Annotated in this window: 16 protein-coding genes; 7 read left to right on the top strand and 9 right to left on the bottom strand. The window is 66.4% G+C overall.

The genetic code is table 11. From position 1 onward, the window contains the following. Window positions 1-3: 3 nt before the first annotated feature. The gene (locus tag FPL11_RS08400) at window positions 4-1371 is read right to left on the bottom strand and encodes an MATE family efflux transporter (protein WP_144348205.1); all 1368 of its coding nucleotides are present in this window, start codon (window positions 1369-1371) and stop codon (window positions 4-6) included. Between FPL11_RS08400 and FPL11_RS08395 the strand changes: the two genes are divergently transcribed. Next, window positions 1370-2050 (top strand): 7-cyano-7-deazaguanine/7-aminomethyl-7-deazaguanine transporter, encoded by a 681-nt coding sequence (locus tag FPL11_RS08395; protein WP_144348204.1) that lies wholly within the window; start codon window positions 1370-1372, stop codon window positions 2048-2050. The two genes, FPL11_RS08400 and FPL11_RS08395, sit on opposite strands and share 2 nt — an antisense overlap. On the opposite strand, the gene FPL11_RS08390 is transcribed toward FPL11_RS08395, so the two are convergent. The 6 genes from FPL11_RS08390 to FPL11_RS08365 all read right to left on the bottom strand — a co-directional run bounded on the left by FPL11_RS08390 (window position 2047) and on the right by FPL11_RS08365 (window position 8488). Then, window positions 2047-2436, bottom strand: coding sequence for an N-acetyltransferase (locus tag FPL11_RS08390; protein WP_144348203.1), 390 nt, complete (start codon window positions 2434-2436; stop codon window positions 2047-2049). The genes FPL11_RS08395 and FPL11_RS08390 overlap by 4 nt on opposite strands. Further along, a complete protein-coding gene (gene serS / locus FPL11_RS08385; RefSeq protein ID WP_144348202.1) occupies window positions 2433-3716 on the bottom strand; it encodes a serine--tRNA ligase in 1284 nt (427 codons plus the stop codon). The genes FPL11_RS08390 and serS overlap by 4 nt, the downstream gene beginning before the upstream one ends. A 15-nt stretch (window positions 3717-3731) precedes the next feature. Then, window positions 3732-4115 carry a fluoride efflux transporter CrcB gene (gene crcB, locus FPL11_RS08380; RefSeq protein WP_110883000.1) on the bottom strand — a complete coding sequence of 128 codons (384 nt, stop codon included), beginning with the start codon at window positions 4113-4115 and terminating at the stop codon, window positions 3732-3734. Between the two features lie 64 nt (window positions 4116-4179). Next, window positions 4180-5478 carry a replication-associated recombination protein A gene (locus FPL11_RS08375; protein ID WP_144348201.1) on the bottom strand — a complete coding sequence of 433 codons (1299 nt, stop codon included), beginning with the start codon at window positions 5476-5478 and terminating at the stop codon, window positions 4180-4182. Then, entirely contained in the window at window positions 5475-6125 is a 651-nt protein-coding gene (lolA, locus tag FPL11_RS08370) for an outer membrane lipoprotein periplasmic chaperone LolA (protein ID WP_144348200.1), read from the bottom strand. The genes FPL11_RS08375 and lolA overlap by 4 nt, the downstream gene beginning before the upstream one ends. Then, window positions 6125-8488 carry a DNA translocase FtsK gene (locus FPL11_RS08365; RefSeq protein ID WP_144348199.1) on the bottom strand — a complete coding sequence of 788 codons (2364 nt, stop codon included), beginning with the start codon at window positions 8486-8488 and terminating at the stop codon, window positions 6125-6127. The genes lolA and FPL11_RS08365 overlap by 1 nt, the downstream gene beginning before the upstream one ends. Before the next feature lie 83 nt (window positions 8489-8571). Here FPL11_RS08365 and FPL11_RS08360 point away from each other — a divergent pair, with 83 nt between their 5' ends. The 4 genes from FPL11_RS08360 to infA all read left to right on the top strand — a co-directional run bounded on the left by FPL11_RS08360 (window position 8572) and on the right by infA (window position 11484). Next, on the top strand, window positions 8572-9729 hold the full coding sequence (locus tag FPL11_RS08360) for a GNAT family N-acetyltransferase (RefSeq protein ID WP_144348198.1): 1158 nt from the start codon (window positions 8572-8574) through the stop codon (window positions 9727-9729). After that, window positions 9722-10468 (top strand): leucyl/phenylalanyl-tRNA--protein transferase, encoded by a 747-nt coding sequence (aat, locus tag FPL11_RS08355; RefSeq protein WP_144348197.1) that lies wholly within the window; start codon window positions 9722-9724, stop codon window positions 10466-10468. The genes FPL11_RS08360 and aat overlap by 8 nt, the downstream gene beginning before the upstream one ends. After that, window positions 10468-11193, top strand: a complete 726-nt coding sequence (locus FPL11_RS08350; RefSeq protein ID WP_235013460.1) for an arginyltransferase — start codon at window positions 10468-10470, stop codon at window positions 11191-11193. Before aat ends, FPL11_RS08350 begins: the two co-directional genes overlap by 1 nt. Before the next feature lie 72 nt (window positions 11194-11265). Next, window positions 11266-11484 (top strand): translation initiation factor IF-1, encoded by a 219-nt coding sequence (gene infA, locus FPL11_RS08345; protein WP_110882994.1) that lies wholly within the window; start codon window positions 11266-11268, stop codon window positions 11482-11484. A gap of 6 nt (window positions 11485-11490) precedes the next feature. On the opposite strand, the gene clpA is transcribed toward infA, so the two are convergent. Together clpA and clpS are read right to left on the bottom strand one after the other, a co-directional pair. Continuing rightward, the gene (gene clpA / locus FPL11_RS08340) at window positions 11491-13761 is read right to left on the bottom strand and encodes an ATP-dependent Clp protease ATP-binding subunit ClpA (protein ID WP_144348196.1); all 2271 of its coding nucleotides are present in this window, start codon (window positions 13759-13761) and stop codon (window positions 11491-11493) included. 59 nt (window positions 13762-13820) lie between these two features. Next, the gene (gene clpS / locus FPL11_RS08335) at window positions 13821-14141 is read right to left on the bottom strand and encodes an ATP-dependent Clp protease adapter ClpS (protein WP_069134280.1); all 321 of its coding nucleotides are present in this window, start codon (window positions 14139-14141) and stop codon (window positions 13821-13823) included. Window positions 14142-14234: 93 nt separating this feature from the next. Between clpS and mnmA the strand changes: the two genes are divergently transcribed. Both mnmA and hflD read left to right on the top strand, forming a co-directional pair. Next, a complete protein-coding gene (mnmA, locus tag FPL11_RS08330) occupies window positions 14235-15356 on the top strand; it encodes a tRNA 2-thiouridine(34) synthase MnmA (protein WP_144348195.1) in 1122 nt (373 codons plus the stop codon). After that, a complete protein-coding gene (gene hflD / locus FPL11_RS08325; protein ID WP_186295111.1) occupies window positions 15343-15960 on the top strand; it encodes a high frequency lysogenization protein HflD in 618 nt (205 codons plus the stop codon). The genes mnmA and hflD overlap by 14 nt, the downstream gene beginning before the upstream one ends. The last annotated feature ends 120 nt before the right edge of the window (window positions 15961-16080 follow it).

Raw genomic sequence — 16080 nt, 5'->3', positions numbered from 1 at the left:
GCGTCAGGCGTCCAGCGCTGCGGCAAACCAGGTGCGATGCCGCCAGCTGCGCCAGAACACCGCACCCAGCAGTACACCGCGGGCCAGGGTGAAACTCACGAAGGCCAGCCACAGGCCGTGGTTGCCCAGGGGCTGGCACAGCCACCAGACCGGCAGATAACCGGCCACCACCGCCACCACCATGGTGTCCCGCATGGCTCGGGTCCGTGTCGCCCCAATGAAAATGCCATCAAGCAGATAACTGGCCACCGCCAGCAATGGCATGGCCACCATCCAGGGCAGAAAGCGCTCGGCCATGGCCCGCACATCGGGGAGATCGGTGAGCAGCCGGATCAGCGCCTCGCCCCCCAGCGCAAAGCCCAGACTCGCCAGCATCGCGGTCGCCAGCGACCATTCCAGCGCGGCCCGCACCACCCGTCGGAAGCCGGCCTCGTCATCGGCGCCGATCTGTTGGCCCACCAGTGACTCGGTGGCATGCGCGAACCCGTCGAGCCCGTAGGAGGCGAGCAACACGAACTGCAGCAGCACCGCGTTCGCCGCCAGGGTGACATCCCCCAGCTGCGCGCCCTGGGAGTGGAAGAAGGCGAACGCGAACAGCAGGCACAGCGTGCGAATGAAAAGCGCCGCGTTCACCCCCAGCAACCGCCGATACCCCGCGACGGGGCCAAAGACACCGGTCACCCGGCGCCACCCCCAGCCCCGCCAGGCATGCAATGCCCAGCCGGCGCCAACGATCAGCGCCAGGTAGTCGGCCATCACGCTGGCAAGCGCGACGCCGTCGGTGGTCATGCCAAGTCCCACCACGAATAGCAGGTCCAGCAGGATATTGGCCACATTATTTACGATCATCAGCACCAGGGTGATGCGACTGTAGCCGCGCCCCAGAAACCAGCCGATCAGCGCATAGTTGGCCAGCACGGCCGGCGCGCTCAGTATGCGGATGCGGGCGTAGGTATCGGCCTCGGCGGTGACCGCCGCGCTTCCGTCGAGCAGCGCGAGGCCTGCGGGGATCAACAGCGGATGCAGGGCGATCAGCGCCAGACCAATCACCGCCGCCAGCATCAGGCTCTGTCCCAGCAGCCGGATGAGATCGTCCTGATCCTGCCGCCCGCAGGCCTGGGCCGCCAGACCCGTCGTGCCCATGCGCAGAAAGCCGAACCCCCAGTAGAGGAAACTGAACAGCGTCGCGCCCAGCGTCACCCCACCGAGGTATCGGCTGTCGGACAGGTGACCGACCACCGCGGTATCGACCAGGCCCAGCAGCGGCACCGTCAGGTTGGACACGATCAGCGGCCAGGCCAGCGCCATCACGCGCCGGCGCGCCGCCCCGGGCGTGCGTGGCGCTGTCGGGCTGCTATACTCCGCACCCATGAAAATGGTTACTCCTGAACAGTATCGCCGCGCCCTGCTGGTGCTTGCCGGGGCGCATATCGCCATCATCGCCGCCAGCAACTACCTGGTGCAGCTACCGGTGACACTCCTCGGGGTGCAGAGCACCTGGGGCGCGTTCTCGTTTCCTTTCATTTTCCTTGCCACGGACCTGACGGTACGGACCTTTGGCAAATACGCCGCCCGCCGGATCATCTTTTTTGCCATGGGCCCGGCACTCGTGGTGTCGTATGCACTCGGCGTGCTGTTCCAGCAGGGCAGCTTCCAGGGGAGCGAGGCGCTGCTCACGCTCAACAGCTTCGTCGGCCGGATCGCCATCGCCAGTTTCATGGCCTATGCCCTCGGCCAGCTGCTCGACATCCAGCTGTTCGATCGCCTGCGGGCCTCGGCCCGCTGGTGGGTGGCCCCGGCGGTTTCCACCCTGTTCGGCAATCTCGCCGACACCGTGGCGTTCTTCGGCATTGCCTTCTACCGCAGCCCCGACCCCTTCATGGCCGCCCACTGGCCGGAGATCGCGGCGGTGGACTATGCCATGAAGCTGGGCATCTCGCTGCTGCTGTTCCTGCCCGCCTACGGGCTTCTGCTGGGCTGGCTGCAGCGCCGGGTGCTGGGGCCGGACGGGCGCATCGGCCTGCGACCGGCCACGGCGTCGCCGCGCTAGTCAGCCGGCGCCGGACGGCGCGGATACCAGACCAGCGGCCCGCCGCGGCGGCTGGCATCGATTTCAAACCCGTGCCGGGCATACCAGTCGAGCAGCGCGGTCTGCTCCAGGCCGCCCGCCTCGTCGACGTTGGCCTGCCCGAGCAGCGTCACGCCATGGCGATCGCACAGCGTTTTCAGCCACTCCAGCGCCTGACTCGCCTCGCCGCGGCCCCGCGAGGCCGGATCGGTCTCGATGCGCATCAGGACCAGATAATCCGACTCGGCCTCGACCACGGCCCGCACTGAGCCGAACCACCGGTAGGCGAGCAGCGAGTCGGGCTCGCCAGCCGCCGGAATGGTCTGTTCGCGCCAGCCGCGAATGGCCGCGTCGACATCCCGACTCATGGTGTCAGCCACTCGCACCCGCCCATGTAGGGCTGGAGCACGGCGGGGATGGCCACACGGCCATCGGCCCGCTGGTAGTTCTCGAGCACCGCCACCAGGCAACGCCCTACCGCCAGCGCCGAGCCGTTCAGGGTGTGCAACGGCTCGGGACGACCGGTATCGGGGTGACGCCAGCGCGCCTGCATGCGGCGCGCCTGGAAAGCCTCGGTATTGCTGCAGGAGGAGATCTCCCGGTAGCTCGCCTGACCGGGCAGCCAGACTTCGATGTCGTAGGTCTTGGCGGCCGCGAAGCCCATGTCGCCGCCACAGAGCGTGACCACACGATACGGCAGTGCGAGCTGTTGCAGGATGATCTCGGCATGCCGGGTCAGCCGCTCGAGGGCCGCGTAGGAATCATCCGGACGGGTCAGCTGCACCAGCTCGACCTTGTCGAATTGATGCTGGCGGATCATGCCGCGGGTATCACGCCCGTAGGAGCCGGCCTCGGAACGAAAACAGGGGCTGTGACAGACATAGCCCAATGGCAGTTGATCGGCCTCGATGATCTCGCCGGCCGCCAGGTTGGCGAGCGGCACCTCGGCGGTGGGAATCAGCCGCAGCGACGGCTCGAACCCGGCGATGGAGAACAGATCCTCATCAAACTTGGGCAGCTGCCCGGTCCCGGTCAACGCCTCTTCGCCCACCAGGTAGGGGACATAGGTTTCGTGATAGCCATGCTGCTCGGTATGCACGTCCAGCATGTACTGCGCGAGTGCCCGGTGCAGCCTTGCAACGCCCCCGCGCATGACCACGAAACGCGCCCCCGAGAGCTTTGCCCCCGCGGCAAAATCCAGTCCGCCACCCAGCGCCTCGCCGAGCTCGACATGATCGCGGGCCTCGAAGTCGAAGGACGGCGGCGTGCCCCAGCGTCGGACCTCGATATTGTCCGCCTCGTCGCGACCGGGCGGCACCGTGTCATGGGGCAGGTTGGGCAGTCCCAGCTGGATGGCGCGCAGCTCGGCCTGCAGGGTCTCGAGCTCGGACTGGGCGGTCTTGAGCGCCTCACCCAGATCAGCGACCGCATCCAGTAGAGGCTGCACCGGCTCGCCGGCCTGCTTGGCCTGACCGATCGCGCGCGACTGGGCATTGCGCTCGTGCTGGAGGGATTCGGTGCGCGACTGCAGCTCGCGGCGCCGCGCCTCGAGCCCGGCATAGTGCTCGGCATCAAAGGCATGACCGCGCCGCGCCAGCTGCTCGGCCACCGCGTCAGGATTCTGCCGGAGGGTTTTTTGATCAAGCATCGATTGGCTCGTGTCCTAGAAACTGCGGGTGATGAGAATGCCCGTGAGCGTTGCCAGCAGGCAGGTGGTCACGCTCGCCAGAACATAGGCCGCCGCCTGCAGACCGGCACCGGCCTCGTACAGCGCGATGGTGTCCAGCGAGAAGGTTGAAAACGTGGTGAACGCCCCCAGCACGCCAACGGCAAAGAAAAGCCGCAGGCTTGAGCCGGGCAGACTCCGCTCCACAAGCAGGACGAAGGCCACCCCGATCAGGAGGCTGCCGACCACGTTCACCGCCAGCGTCCCCCAGGGAAAGGCCCGGGGCAGCACGCCGTGGACCGCCGCCGTGGCGCCGTAGCGCAGTGCCGCGCCAATCGCCCCGCCACTGGCTACCGCCAGATATTCACCGACAAACGCCATCGCCTGACTCTTCCTCGAGAAGACCGCCGAAGTGTACGCGAAACCCGATGGCCATCGTAGCCAATCAGCGCCGCCCCGCCGCCTCATCCAGCTCGGCCAGCCATGCCAGTCGGTCGGCGATGCGGCGCTCGAGGCCACGCTCGGTAGGCTGGTAGTAGCGCCGCCCCGCCAGTGCATCGGGCAGGTACTGCTCACCGGCGGCGTAGCCGTGGGGCTCTTCGTGGGCATACCGATAGGCATGCCCATAGCCGAGGGATTTCATCAGCCGGGTGGGGGCATTGCGCAGATGCACCGGCACCTCGAGCGACCCCTCGCTGCGGGCATCGGCCATGGCCTGGTTGAAGGCGCTGTACACGGCGTTGCTCTTGGGCACCGAGGCCATGTAAGTGATGGCGTGGGCGATCGCCAGTTCGCCCTCGGGTGAGCCCAGCCGCTCCTGGGCCTGCCACGCATCGAGGCCCACCTGCAGGGCACGCGGATCCGCATTGCCAATGTCTTCCGAGGCCATGCGCACCACCCGACGGGCGATGTACAGCGGATCGCAGCCGCCTTCGAGCATGCGCGCGTACCAGTACAGTGCGGCGTCGGGTGCCGAGCCACGCACCGATTTGTGCAGGGCCGAAATGAGGTCGTAGAAGGCATCACCGCCCTTGTCAAAGCGCGCCCGGCCGCCGGCCGCCGCCTCGCGGACCCGGTCCACACCGATGACCCCGTCGTCGCCCACCAGGTCCGCGGCCACCTCCAGCAGGCTCAGCGCCGTGCGGGCATCACCGTCGGCCAGCTGGGTCAGTGCCTCGCGCGCCGCGGGGTCGAGCTGCAGGGGCGTATCCCCGAGGCCGCGCTCGGCATCCCCCATGGCGGCATCGATCAACCGGCCGATGGCCTCGGGCTCGAGGGTACGCAGCACGTAGACACGCACCCGGGAGAGCAGCGCGTTGTTGAGCTCGAACGAGGGGTTTTCAGTGGTGGCACCGATGAACAGGAGCGTGCCGTCCTCGATATACGGCAGAAAGGCATCCTGCTGGGCCTTGTTGAAGCGATGCACCTCGTCGACGAACAGCAGGGTCTGACGTCCGGCCTCGCGGTTGGCCCGACCGCGGGCCGCCGACTCGCGGATATCCTTGACCCCGGCCATGACTGCGGAGAGGGTCAGAAACTCCGCATCCGCCGCTGTCGCGACCATCCGTGCCAGCGTTGTCTTGCCAGTGCCCGGCGGTCCCCACAGGACCATCGAGTGCGGCCGGCCAGCCGCCAGCGCCTCCCCCAGCGGCCGACCCGGGGCCAACAGGTGCGACTGGCCGGCGAATTCATCCGCATGGCGCGGCCGCATGCGGTCGGCCAGCGGACGGGTGCGGTCGATCATGCGCCCTGCATCACATCCACGCCCTCGGGCGGTTCAAATTCGAAACGCTCAAAGTCAACGTCTGGATTGCGCTCGATGGCGAGCAGTTCAACGCTCACGCGCTGGCCCATGCCATCCTGGACCTCGATGATGGCGGGCACTCCGTGATCAAGCGTGAGATGCACGCGCTGGAAATTCCACGCCGGATCGGTGGGTCGCATCCGAATCCGGCCGTCGTCGGTCACCGACAGGTCGAAATTGTCTTTCAGGTTGGCGAAATCGCCACTCAGCAGCTGCGCGGCGCCCACCCCCAGGGCGTCGTCCAGCGGCCGGACCACCACCTGCTCGAGGGCGACATCGTGCACCCAGAGCTGCTCGCCATCGGCCACGATGAGCTGTTCCCAGGGCTTGTCGTAGTCCCAGATGAAGCGCTGGGGGCGGGCCATGACAAACGACCCGGCGGCCTCTTCCACCACGGTACCGGCCTCGTCACGGGTGGTCTGGCGGAACTCACCCTCGAGGGTTTCCACCGACTCGAAATACGCCGCCAGCCGGTCCAGCGGCGTGGGTGTATCGGGCTCGGCCACGGCTGTGCCAGCCAGCGCTGCGCAGGCGCCGAGCACGGCCATCAGGCAGCCCCGGATCCTGTTGTCGATTCTGCGGTCCATCAATCCCCCGGCGGTGGTGGCGCGATCACCTCGCGCGAGCCATTGGCCTGTAGCGGTCCGACGATGCCGGCCGCCTCCATTTCCTCGACCAGGCGGGCCGCGCGGTTATAGCCCACCTTGAGGCGTCGCTGAACCCCCGAGATCGAGGCCTTGCGGGTCTCGGTGACGATTCGCACCGCCTGGTCGTAGAGCGGGTCCGACTCGCCGCCGGCCGCGTTCATTTCACCCGGCAGGGCGCCGACGCCGGCGGCGTCCCCGCCGCCCTCGTCCAGAATCCCGTCGACATAGTCCGGCGAGCCGCTCTGCTTGAGATGCTCGGCCACCCGATGCACCTCGGCATCCGAGACGAATGCGCCGTGCACCCGCTCGGGCAGGCCGCGACTGCTGGGCCCCATGTACAGCATGTCGCCATGCCCGAGCAGGGACTCCGCCCCCATCTGATCAAGGATGGTGCGCGAATCCACCCGCGAGGACACCTGAAAGGCCATCCGCGTGGGGATATTCGCCTTGATCAACCCGGTGATGACGTCCACCGACGGCCGCTGGGTGGCCAGGATCAGATGAATGCCGGCAGCACGGGCCTTCTGCGCCAGGCGCGCGATGAGCTCCTCGACCTTCTTGCCGACCATCATCATCATGTCGGCGAATTCATCGACCACCACCACGGTGTAGGGCATGGGCTCGAGCACCGGGGGTTGCGGCGCCTCGCCATCCAGCGTCGGCTCGACCCGGTCGCCCCCGAGGTTCCAGAGCGGATCAGTGAGCGGCTCACCACGATCCCGCGCCTCGCGGATCCGGCGGTTGGCCCCGCCGATATTGCGCACACCCAGCGCCGACATCACGCGATAGCGTCGCTCCATCTCGCCGACACACCAGCGCAGCGCATTCGCCGCCTCCTTCATGTCCGTGACTACCGGCGCCAGCAGGTGCGGGATGCCGTCATACACCGAGAGCTCGAGCATTTTCGGATCAATCATGATCATGCGCACCTGCTCGGGGGCGTTTTTATAGAGCATGCTGATGATCATGGCGTTGATGCCCACCGACTTGCCCGAGCCGGTGGTGCCGGCCACCAGCAGATGCGGCATCTTGGCGAGGTCGACCACCTGGGTATAACCACCGATGTCCTTGCCAATCGCCAGCGTGAGGGGCGAATCGGCCTTCTCGAAGGCATCCGCCCGAATGATCTCGGACAGCGCGATGACCTGACGATGCTCGTTGGGGATCTCGAGCCCCACCACCGACTTGCCGGGAATGACTTCCACCACCCGCACCGCCGTCACCGACAGGGCGCGTGCCAGGTCCTTGGACAGATTGCTGACCTGACTGACTTTCACCCCGGCCGCGGGCTTGAGCTCGAAACGGGTGATCACCGGACCGGGCTGAACGGCGACCACCTCCACCTCGACACCGAAATCCCCCAGCTTGGTCTCAACCAGCCGGGACATCGCCTCGAGCGCCTCGTGGCTGTAACCGGGCTGCTCGGCCTGGGGCGAGTCCAGCAGTGACACCGGCGGATGGCCACCATTGGGCGGCGGCGTCTCAAAAAGCTGGCGCTGTTCGGCCCGATTGCCACTCGCCGCCCGCGCCGGCGCGGACTTGGGCGCAGGCGCGGCGGGCGCCGGTGACGCGGGGGCCGGTGCCGCGATGGCGGGCTTCTGGCGCTGGCGGTCACGGCGCCGCTCGGCGTAGCGGGCGGCCTGCCGCGAGCCGGCCGAGCGCAGCGCGGTGATTCCGCTCTGCAGCGCCAGCAGGTATTTGCCCTGGGCCAGCACCAGCTGACCCAGCCGATCCATGAGCGAGATCCACGACAGCCCCGTGAACAGCGTCACCCCGGCCAGAAACACCGCCAGCGCCAGCAGCGTGGCACCGGTAAAGCTGAAGGCCTCGCGCCCCCAGTCGCCGACCAGATTGCCCAGCACACCCCCCGAACTGAGCGGCACGGTGCCGGCCACCGGCTCGATGTGCAGGCGGGCCACGGCCGCACCGGCGAGCAGGGTGATCACGAAGCCGGCCACCCGCACCCCGATGATGCCCCAGTGAACGGCGCCGTCACGCCGCTGCCAGCGATAGACGAGGGTGGCCAGCAGGCCGAGCAGCACGGGGAACAGGTAGGCGAGGTAACCAAAAAGGTAGAGACTGAGATCGGCCCAGTAGGCGCCGACCACACCGCCGGCGTTACCGACACCGCGGCTCGGCCCGGACTGACTCCAGCCCGGGTCGGCCGGCATGTACGTCAGCAGCGAGAGCATCAGGAAACCGGCCACCGCCATCAGCAACAGCAGGGCCGCCTCCCGGAGAACCCGACTGATGTGCTGACTGCCGGGCGCGGTCAGTCGCCGTGCGGTTGTCTTGCCTGCCATGGCGTTGAGTGTACAGTAGGCGGTCGACCTTTCGCAGCGATGGGTGTGGGCACTTCCGGGTGCTTACCGTGGTCTGTCCAGACATGCAAATCAGAGCTTTATCGGCCATCGACGAAATCGCGCCGGCGCGGTGGAATGCGCTGACGGGAACCGACAACCCGTTCCTGCGGCATGAATTCCTGGCGGCCCTCGAACGCCACGGGGCGGTCTCAGCGGACAATGGCTGGGTTCCGCATCACCTGGTCCTCGAAGACGGCGACACACTCGTCGCCGCGGCGCCGGCCTACCTCAAGGGCAATTCATGGGGCGAATTCGTATTCGACTTCGCCTGGGCGCATGCCTATGAGCGCAACGGCCTCGACTACTACCCCAAGCTGATCATCGCGGTGCCCTACAGCCCGGTGAACGGCCCGCGCATGCTGATCAACGGCGACTACCCGGTGGAGGGGGCGCGTCAGGCACTCGCCGACGGAGCCCGGCAGGTGGTGGACGCCCTCGACATCAGTTCGGTCCACTGGCTGTTCGCCAACGACGCTGACATGGCTGAACTGGAGGCGGCGGGCTACTCGCGCCGGGATGGCTGTCAGTATCACTGGCGCAACGCCGGCTACCACGACTTTGATGACTTTCTCGGCGGTCTGAATGCCAAAAAGCGCAAGAACATCCGCCGCGAGCGCCGCCGGGTGGACGAACAGGGTCTGACCCTGCGCACGCTGCACGGCGATGAGATGTCGCCCGAGCTCTGGACCGCCCTGCACGGTTTCTACGTCGATACGTTCCTCGCCCACGGCAATCGGCCGGTCATCACCCGGGACTGCTTTGTCGAACTCAGCGATCAACTCGGTGACCGGCTCGTGGCCTTCGTGGCCGAGGCGGACGACGAGCCGGTGGCCGCGGCGATCTGCCTGCGCAGCGACGACACGCTCTATGGGCGCTACTGGGGGGCCGCCGCGGAGTATGACGATCTGCACTTCGAAGCCTGTTACTACCAGGGCATCGAGTACTGCATCCGCGAAGGCATGGATCGGTTCGAACCCGGCGCCCAGGGGGAGCACAAGGTGGCGCGGGGATTCCTGCCGGTGCTGACCCATTCGGCGCATCATCTGCGCGACGACCGATTTCAGGCGGCGGTGGACGACTTTCTTGCCCGCGAGCGACCAGCGGTTGCCGAATACGCCGACACCCTCACTGCCGAAGGCCCCTACCGCGCCGACGTACTGGAAACCCTGCCGCGTGGCTGAGCCCCGACTGCCCATTCCCTGGCTTGCGCCGGACGACGAGACAACGCCGCTGCCCGACCCGGACAGCGCCATGACCGACCCGGAAGGCCTGCTGGCCATTGGTGCGACGCTGTCGCCGCAACGCCTCGAGTCGGCCTATCGACGCGGGATTTTTCCCTGGTATTCGCCCGGCGAGCCCATTCTATGGTGGAGCCCTGACCCGCGCGCGATCATCGTCCCGGCACGATTCCACGTCAGCCGGTCACTGCAGCGGCAACTCCGCCGGCGCGACCACCATGTCTCACTGGATACCGCCTTCGAAGCGGTAGTGGCCGCCTGCGCCGCGCCGCGGCTTGATCAGCCGGGCACCTGGATAACCCCGGAAATGGCCGATGCCTATTGCCGGCTGCATGAGCGCGGGCTTGCCCACTCCATCGAAATCTGGCGCGATGATCGCCTCATTGGCGGTCTCTACGGAGTATCCACCGGTCGCGCGTTCTTTGGTGAGTCGATGTTCAGTCATGCCACCAACGGCAGCAAGATCGCGCTGGCCTGGCTGCTCTGCCAGCTGGATATCTGGCAGTTCGATTTCCTTGACTGCCAGATGCCCACCGACCATCTGCTGAGCCTGGGGGCCGAGACACTGCCCCGGCGACGGTTTCTGCTGCAGCTGGCCGCCAGCCAGCGCGCTGCCACGCGCCTCGGGCCGTGGACGCTGTCCATCGAGCGCGAAGACGTCACGCGTCACTGGCGGGGCTGATGACCGCCTCTGACGCCCCGACGCAATCGATCCGCCTGTTCGGCACGGGCTACCGGCCCTGCCCCTACCTCCATGACCGGCCCTCGCAGTTCGACTTTGTCGATCCGCGGCTCACCCCCACCGCCGAGCTCTACGACGCCCTGCTCGCCCAGGGCTTCCGGCGTGGTGGCGAGCATCTCTACCGCAATGCCTGCCCCGGCTGTCAGCTGTGCCAGAGCATTCGCATCCCCGTGGCGCGCTTCCAGCCGCGGCGCCGGCACCGGCGCTGCCGCCGCGACAATGCCGATGTCTACCTGCGCGACGTGGGCTTTCGCTATTCCGCCGAACACTTCGTGCTCTATAGCCGCTACGTATCGGCCCGGCACCCCGGCGGCGGCATGGATGATGCCGACGCCGATCTGTACTGGCAGTACCTGACCTCGGAATGGTGCCCCACGGCATTTCTCGAGATGCGCCAGACCGGCAGTGACCAGCTTCTGGGGGTCGCCGTCACCGACGACACCGGCGCGGCCTTTTCGGCGGTCTATACGTTCTACGAACCCGAACTCACCCATCGCGGCCTGGGGACGCTGGCCATCCTGCTACAGATCGAGAAGGCGCGGCGTCGCCAGCGCGACTGGCTTTATCTGGGCTACTGGATTGCCGGCTGCCCGGGGATGGACTATAAAACCGGCTTCCACCCCCACGAGCGGCTGTCACCCCAGGGCTGGATCGCCGAGGGCTGAGGCCTGCGGCGATTGGTGAACGACCCCGCCTCGGGTAGAATCAGGCGTTTTATCAGGAAGAGTAAAGGCTGAATGGCGAAGGAAGAGAACATCCGCATGCAGGGCACGATCACCGAGGTGATGCCCAACACCATGTTTCGTGTCGAGCTCGAGAACGGCCACGTCGTCACCGCCCACATATCCGGCAAGATGCGCAAGCACTACATCCGGATCCTGCGCGGCGACAAAGTGACCGTCGAACTGACCCCCTATGACCTCAACAAGGGGCGCATCGTCTTCCGGGCCCGCTGAGCCGGCCTACTCGACCGGCTCGGGCGTGTCGATCTGAAACGCGAGCGACTCGCCGGTCTCATCCAGATCGACCCGGACATGCCCGCCATTCGTCAGCTTGCCGAATAACAGTTCGTCCGCCAGGGCCCGCTTGAGCTTGTCCTGAATCAGGCGGGCCATTGGCCGTGCACCCATCTTGGGATCATAGCCCTGCTCAGCGAGCCAGTTGCGGGCCGGATCGCTGACATCCAGCGTGACCCGCTTCTGGGCCAGCTGATGGCGCAGATCGCGGATGAACTTGTCCGCCACCCGCTGAATCACCTCCGGTGCCAGCCCATTGAACTGAATGATGGCATCCAGCCGGTTACGGAACTCGGGCGTGAACTGCTTGCGAATGACCTCGATGGCATCACTGCTCTGATCCTGCGGCGTGAAGCCGATCGTACGCCGGCTCTGCTCCTCGGCTCCGGCGTTGGTGGTCATCACCAGGATCACATTGCGGAAGTCCGCATGACGGCCATTGTTATCCGTCAACGAGCCGTGATCCATCACCTGCAGCAGCAGATTGAACACATCCGGATGGGCTTTTTCGATCTCATCGAGCAGCACCACCGAGTGCGGATGCTTGAGCACTTCCTCGGTCAGCAGACCGCCCTGGTCAAAGCCGACATACCCCGGCGGCGCTCCGATCAGGCGCGAGACCGTGTGCCGCTCCATGTACTCCGACATGTCGAACCGGATCAGGTTGATGCCCATGGTCTCGGCCAGCTGACGGGTGACCTCGGTCTTGCCGACGCCGGTCGGCCCAGCGAACAGGAAGCTGCCCACCGGCTTGCCGGTGTCGCGCAGTCCGGCCCGGGACATCTTGATGGTGGTCGCCAGCGTATCGATGGCCTCGTCCTGACCGAAGATGGTCCGCTTGAGATCCTTCTCGATGGTCTCGAGCAGACGCATGTCCGATGTGGACACCCGCTTGGGTGGAATCCGCGCGATCTTGGCGATGATCGTCTCCACATCCGAGACACTGACCGTCTTTTTCTTCTTCGACGGCGGCAGCAGGCGCAGATTGGCACCCGCTTCGTCGATCACGTCGATGGCCTTGTCGGGCAAGAAGCGGTCGCTGATGTACTTCGCCGCCAGCTCCGCCGCCGACTCGAGCGCGGGGTTCGTGAAGCGCACGCCATGGTGCTTTTCGAACCGGTCCTTGAGCCCGCGCAGGATCTGGACCGTCTCGTCGACCGTGGGCTCGGCCACATCGATCTTCTGGAACCGCCGGGCCAGCGCCCGATCCTTTTCAAAGACGCCCCGGAATTCCTGATAGGTGGTCGAGCCGATGCACTTGAGCTCGCCGCTCGCCAGCATGGGCTTGAGCAGATTGGACGCGTCCATGACGCCACCAGACGCCGATCCAGCGCCGATGATGGTGTGGATCTCGTCGATGAAAAGGATCGCGTGCTTCTGCTTTTTGAGCTGCGCGAGCAGCCCCTTCAGGCGCTTCTCAAAGTCGCCGCGGTACTTGGTGCCGGCCACCAGCGCGCCCATGTCGAGCGAGTAGATCGTCGCGTCGGCGAGCACCTCCGGCACATCGCCGTCCTCGATCAGCTTGGCCAGCCCCTCGGCAATGGCGGTCTTGCCCACACCGGCCTCGCCGACGTACAGCGGGTTGTTCTTGCGCCGGCGGCAGAGGATCTGGATGGTGCGCTCAACCTCGAACTTGCGGCCGATCAGCGGATCGGTCCGGCCCTGCCGGGCCCGCGTGTTGAGGTTGGTGGCAAAGCTCTCAAGCGGATTGCTGCTCTCGCCATCCTCGGTGGTCTCGCTCTCCTCGCGGGAGGGCTCGGACTCGTCGCCGCCTTCCTCGTTGCCGTTCTTCGAGATCCCGTGGGACAGGAAATTCACCGCATCCAGCCGCGAGATGTTCTGCTTGTGGAGGAAATACACCGCCTGCGACTCCTGTTCGCTGAAGATCGCGACCACCACGTTGGCGCCGCTCACTTCCTTCTTCCCGGACGACTGGACATGCAGGATCGCCCGCTGCAGGACCCGCTGGAAGCCCAGCGTCGGCTGTGTCTCGCGGTTGTCGTTGGCCGGCAGCAGCGGCGTCGTTTCGTCGAGGAACGCCTCAAGATCCTGTCGCAGGCTCTCGAGATCGGCCTCGCAGGCACGCAGCACCTCGAGCGCCGCCGGGTTGTCGGTCAGCGCGAGCAGAAGATGCTCCACGGTAAGGAACTCATGACGCTTGTCACGCGCTTCCTTGAAGGCGAGGTTCAACGTGAATTCCAGCTCTTTGCTCAGCATCGCTATCTCACTTGCAATCTTGTTGGGAAAACCCGGTCACCCCAGGTCCGGTCGGCCCCTCAGGCCGGCTCGAGCGTGCACATCAATGGGTGGTCATTGTCGCGTGCATAGTCATTGACCTGATCCACCTTGGTTTCGGCCACGTCGCGGCTGAACTCCCCGCAGACGCCCTTGCCCCGGGTATGGACGTGGAGCATCACCTGCGTGGCCTGCTCACGGTCCATGCGGAAAAACGTCTGGAGCACTTCCACCACGAACTCCATCGGCGTGTAGTCGTCGTTGAGCAACACGACGCGGTAGAGCGGCGGTTGCTTGACCGTCGGCTCAGCTTCTTCGACCGATAAATCGTCGTCGCGTTTCGGATCGTTCTCTTCAGTCATCAACCGATCATCCCAAGGCTACCTGTACGGATATGAGGACACTGACCCGCGAGTAAAAGGTCCATCCCGCATCGCCAGTGTTATTATTTCAGCATGCAGCACACATCACACGTCATTGTCGGTCTGTCGGGCGGTGTCGACTCCGCGGTCAGTGCCTGGCTGCTCAAGGCACAGGGCTACCGGGTCGAGGGCCTGTTCATGAAGAACTGGGAAGACGACGATACCGACACCCACTGCACCGCCGAGGCCGATTTCGCCGACGCCCGCCAGGTGGCGGATACGCTCGGTATCCCGCTGCATCGGGCGAACTTTGCCGCCGAGTACCGCACCGAGGTGTTCGACCACTGTCTGCGCGAGTTCCAGGCCGGCCGAACCCCGAACCCCGACATTCTGTGCAACCAGCGTATCAAGTTCCGGGCGTTTCTTGACCATGCCCGGCGTCTGGGTGCCGATGCGGTGGCCACCGGCCACTACGCCCGGGTGGGGGGCGAGCCGGGCGCACGCACGCTCGAGCGCGCCGCCGATGCCGATAAGGATCAGACGTATTTTCTGTACACGCTGGGCCAGACCCAGCTCGAGGCCGCACTGTTTCCGCTCGCCGGGCGCACCAAGCCCGAGGTGCGGCGGCTCGCCGACGAGGCCGGCTTCGAGAACTTCAACAAACCCGACAGCACCGGCATCTGCTTTATCGGCGAGCGCGACTTCCAGGGATTCCTCGGGCGCTACATCGATCGCCGCCCCGGGCCGATCGTGTCACTGGACGGCGAAACCCTGGGCGAGCACAACGGCCTCGCCTTCTACACGCTGGGCCAGCGCCGTGGCCTCAATCTCGGCGGCAGTGCCGCGCACCCCGGGTTGCCCTGGTACGTCGCCGACAAGGACATGGCCCGCAACCGGCTGATCGTGGTGCAGGGCCATGACCACCCGGCGCTGCAGAACGACGGGCTGATCGCCGACCAGTGGCAGTGGGTGGATGGTCGCGGCCCGATGGGGCCGATCCGCTGCACTGCCCGGCTGCGACATCGTCAGGTGGATCAGCCGGGCTGGCTGACACCGCTGGACGACGGTCGCCGGCGGCTCGACTTTGATCAACCCCAGCGGGCGGTGGCCCCGGGTCAGTCGGTGGTGGTCTATGACGGAGCGTTGTGTCTGGGCGGCGGCATCATCCAGACGCGGCTGCCGGCTGCGGGGAGCCCGATCCTTGGCGTCGCCTGAGCAAGCCCGCGCCGCGGCGATGGCAGCGGTTTTTCAGGCGCTGGACGGGGTGCGCGATATCGCCGACCGCGGTCAGCACGATGCCGACGCCACCCGCACCTGCCTGAGCGGACTGCTGGGCGATTACAGCGGCTCCGTGACCGGCCTTTACGGCGGCGATGCCTCGCTGCGGCGGGGGCTGGATCTGCTGATCAGCCATCTCGCCCAACCGCAGTCCATGCACCTGACGCGCTATCTGGTCGCCGTCCTGCAGCTGGAACGGCGGCTGCGTCGCGACCGCGCCCGCCTGACCGCCCTCGCCGCCGGACTTGAGCGCACGCGCCACCAGGCGGATTATTTCGGCCAGATTGACCATGACAGCGTCATCCACCATCTGGGCGACCTGTACAGCGAGCACATCAGCCCGCTGAGGCCCCGGATCATGGTCCAGGGACATGCCCACCACCTGCAGGACAGCCGCAACGCGGCACTGATCCGGGCCCTGCTGCTGGCGGCCATCCGGGCGGCGGGACTCTGGCAGATGAACGGCGGCGGCCGACTGCGCCTGGTGCTCGGGCGTCGTGCCCTCATCGAGACGGCCCGGACCCTGAAGGCCGCGGCGTGACCCCCGGCGTGCGTCGCTGAAAGTGCATGCTCATGGCGGCCGGGTCATGTAAAATAATGGATTCACACGGGTCGACGGACCCCACACAAAGGACGTGCACGATGCGCACGCCGATTCCGG

The organism is Spiribacter aquaticus (assembly GCF_007625215.1).
GTDB lineage: Bacteria > Pseudomonadota > Gammaproteobacteria > Nitrococcales > Nitrococcaceae > Spiribacter > Spiribacter roseus.
Note: the sequence above shows the minus strand (reverse complement) of the source record. Positions and strands in the feature narration are given on the sequence as shown.

Excerpts from the sequence above, each read along its gene's own strand:
- FPL11_RS08395 (WP_144348204.1), top strand. The coding sequence starts at position 1,370 with ATGAAAATGGTTACTCCTGAACAGTATCGCCGCGCCCTGCTGGTGCTT.
- FPL11_RS08400 (WP_144348205.1), bottom strand. The coding sequence starts at position 1,371 with ATGGGTGCGGAGTATAGCAGCCCGACAGCGCCACGCACGCCCGGGGCG.
- FPL11_RS08390 (WP_144348203.1), bottom strand. The coding sequence starts at position 2,436 with ATGAGTCGGGATGTCGACGCGGCCATTCGCGGCTGGCGCGAACAGACC.
- serS (WP_144348202.1), bottom strand. The coding sequence starts at position 3,716 with ATGCTTGATCAAAAAACCCTCCGGCAGAATCCTGACGCGGTGGCCGAG.
- crcB (WP_110883000.1), bottom strand. The coding sequence starts at position 4,115 with ATGGCGTTTGTCGGTGAATATCTGGCGGTAGCCAGTGGCGGGGCGATT.
- FPL11_RS08375 (WP_144348201.1), bottom strand. The coding sequence starts at position 5,478 with ATGATCGACCGCACCCGTCCGCTGGCCGACCGCATGCGGCCGCGCCAT.
- lolA (WP_144348200.1), bottom strand. The coding sequence starts at position 6,125 with ATGGACCGCAGAATCGACAACAGGATCCGGGGCTGCCTGATGGCCGTG.
- FPL11_RS08365 (WP_144348199.1), bottom strand. The coding sequence starts at position 8,488 with ATGGCAGGCAAGACAACCGCACGGCGACTGACCGCGCCCGGCAGTCAG.
- FPL11_RS08360 (WP_144348198.1), top strand. The coding sequence starts at position 8,572 with ATGCAAATCAGAGCTTTATCGGCCATCGACGAAATCGCGCCGGCGCGG.
- FPL11_RS08350 (WP_235013460.1), top strand. The coding sequence starts at position 10,468 with ATGACCGCCTCTGACGCCCCGACGCAATCGATCCGCCTGTTCGGCACG.
- infA (WP_110882994.1), top strand. The coding sequence starts at position 11,266 with ATGGCGAAGGAAGAGAACATCCGCATGCAGGGCACGATCACCGAGGTG.
- clpA (WP_144348196.1), bottom strand. The coding sequence starts at position 13,761 with ATGCTGAGCAAAGAGCTGGAATTCACGTTGAACCTCGCCTTCAAGGAA.
- clpS (WP_069134280.1), bottom strand. The coding sequence starts at position 14,141 with ATGACTGAAGAGAACGATCCGAAACGCGACGACGATTTATCGGTCGAA.
- mnmA (WP_144348195.1), top strand. The coding sequence starts at position 14,235 with ATGCAGCACACATCACACGTCATTGTCGGTCTGTCGGGCGGTGTCGAC.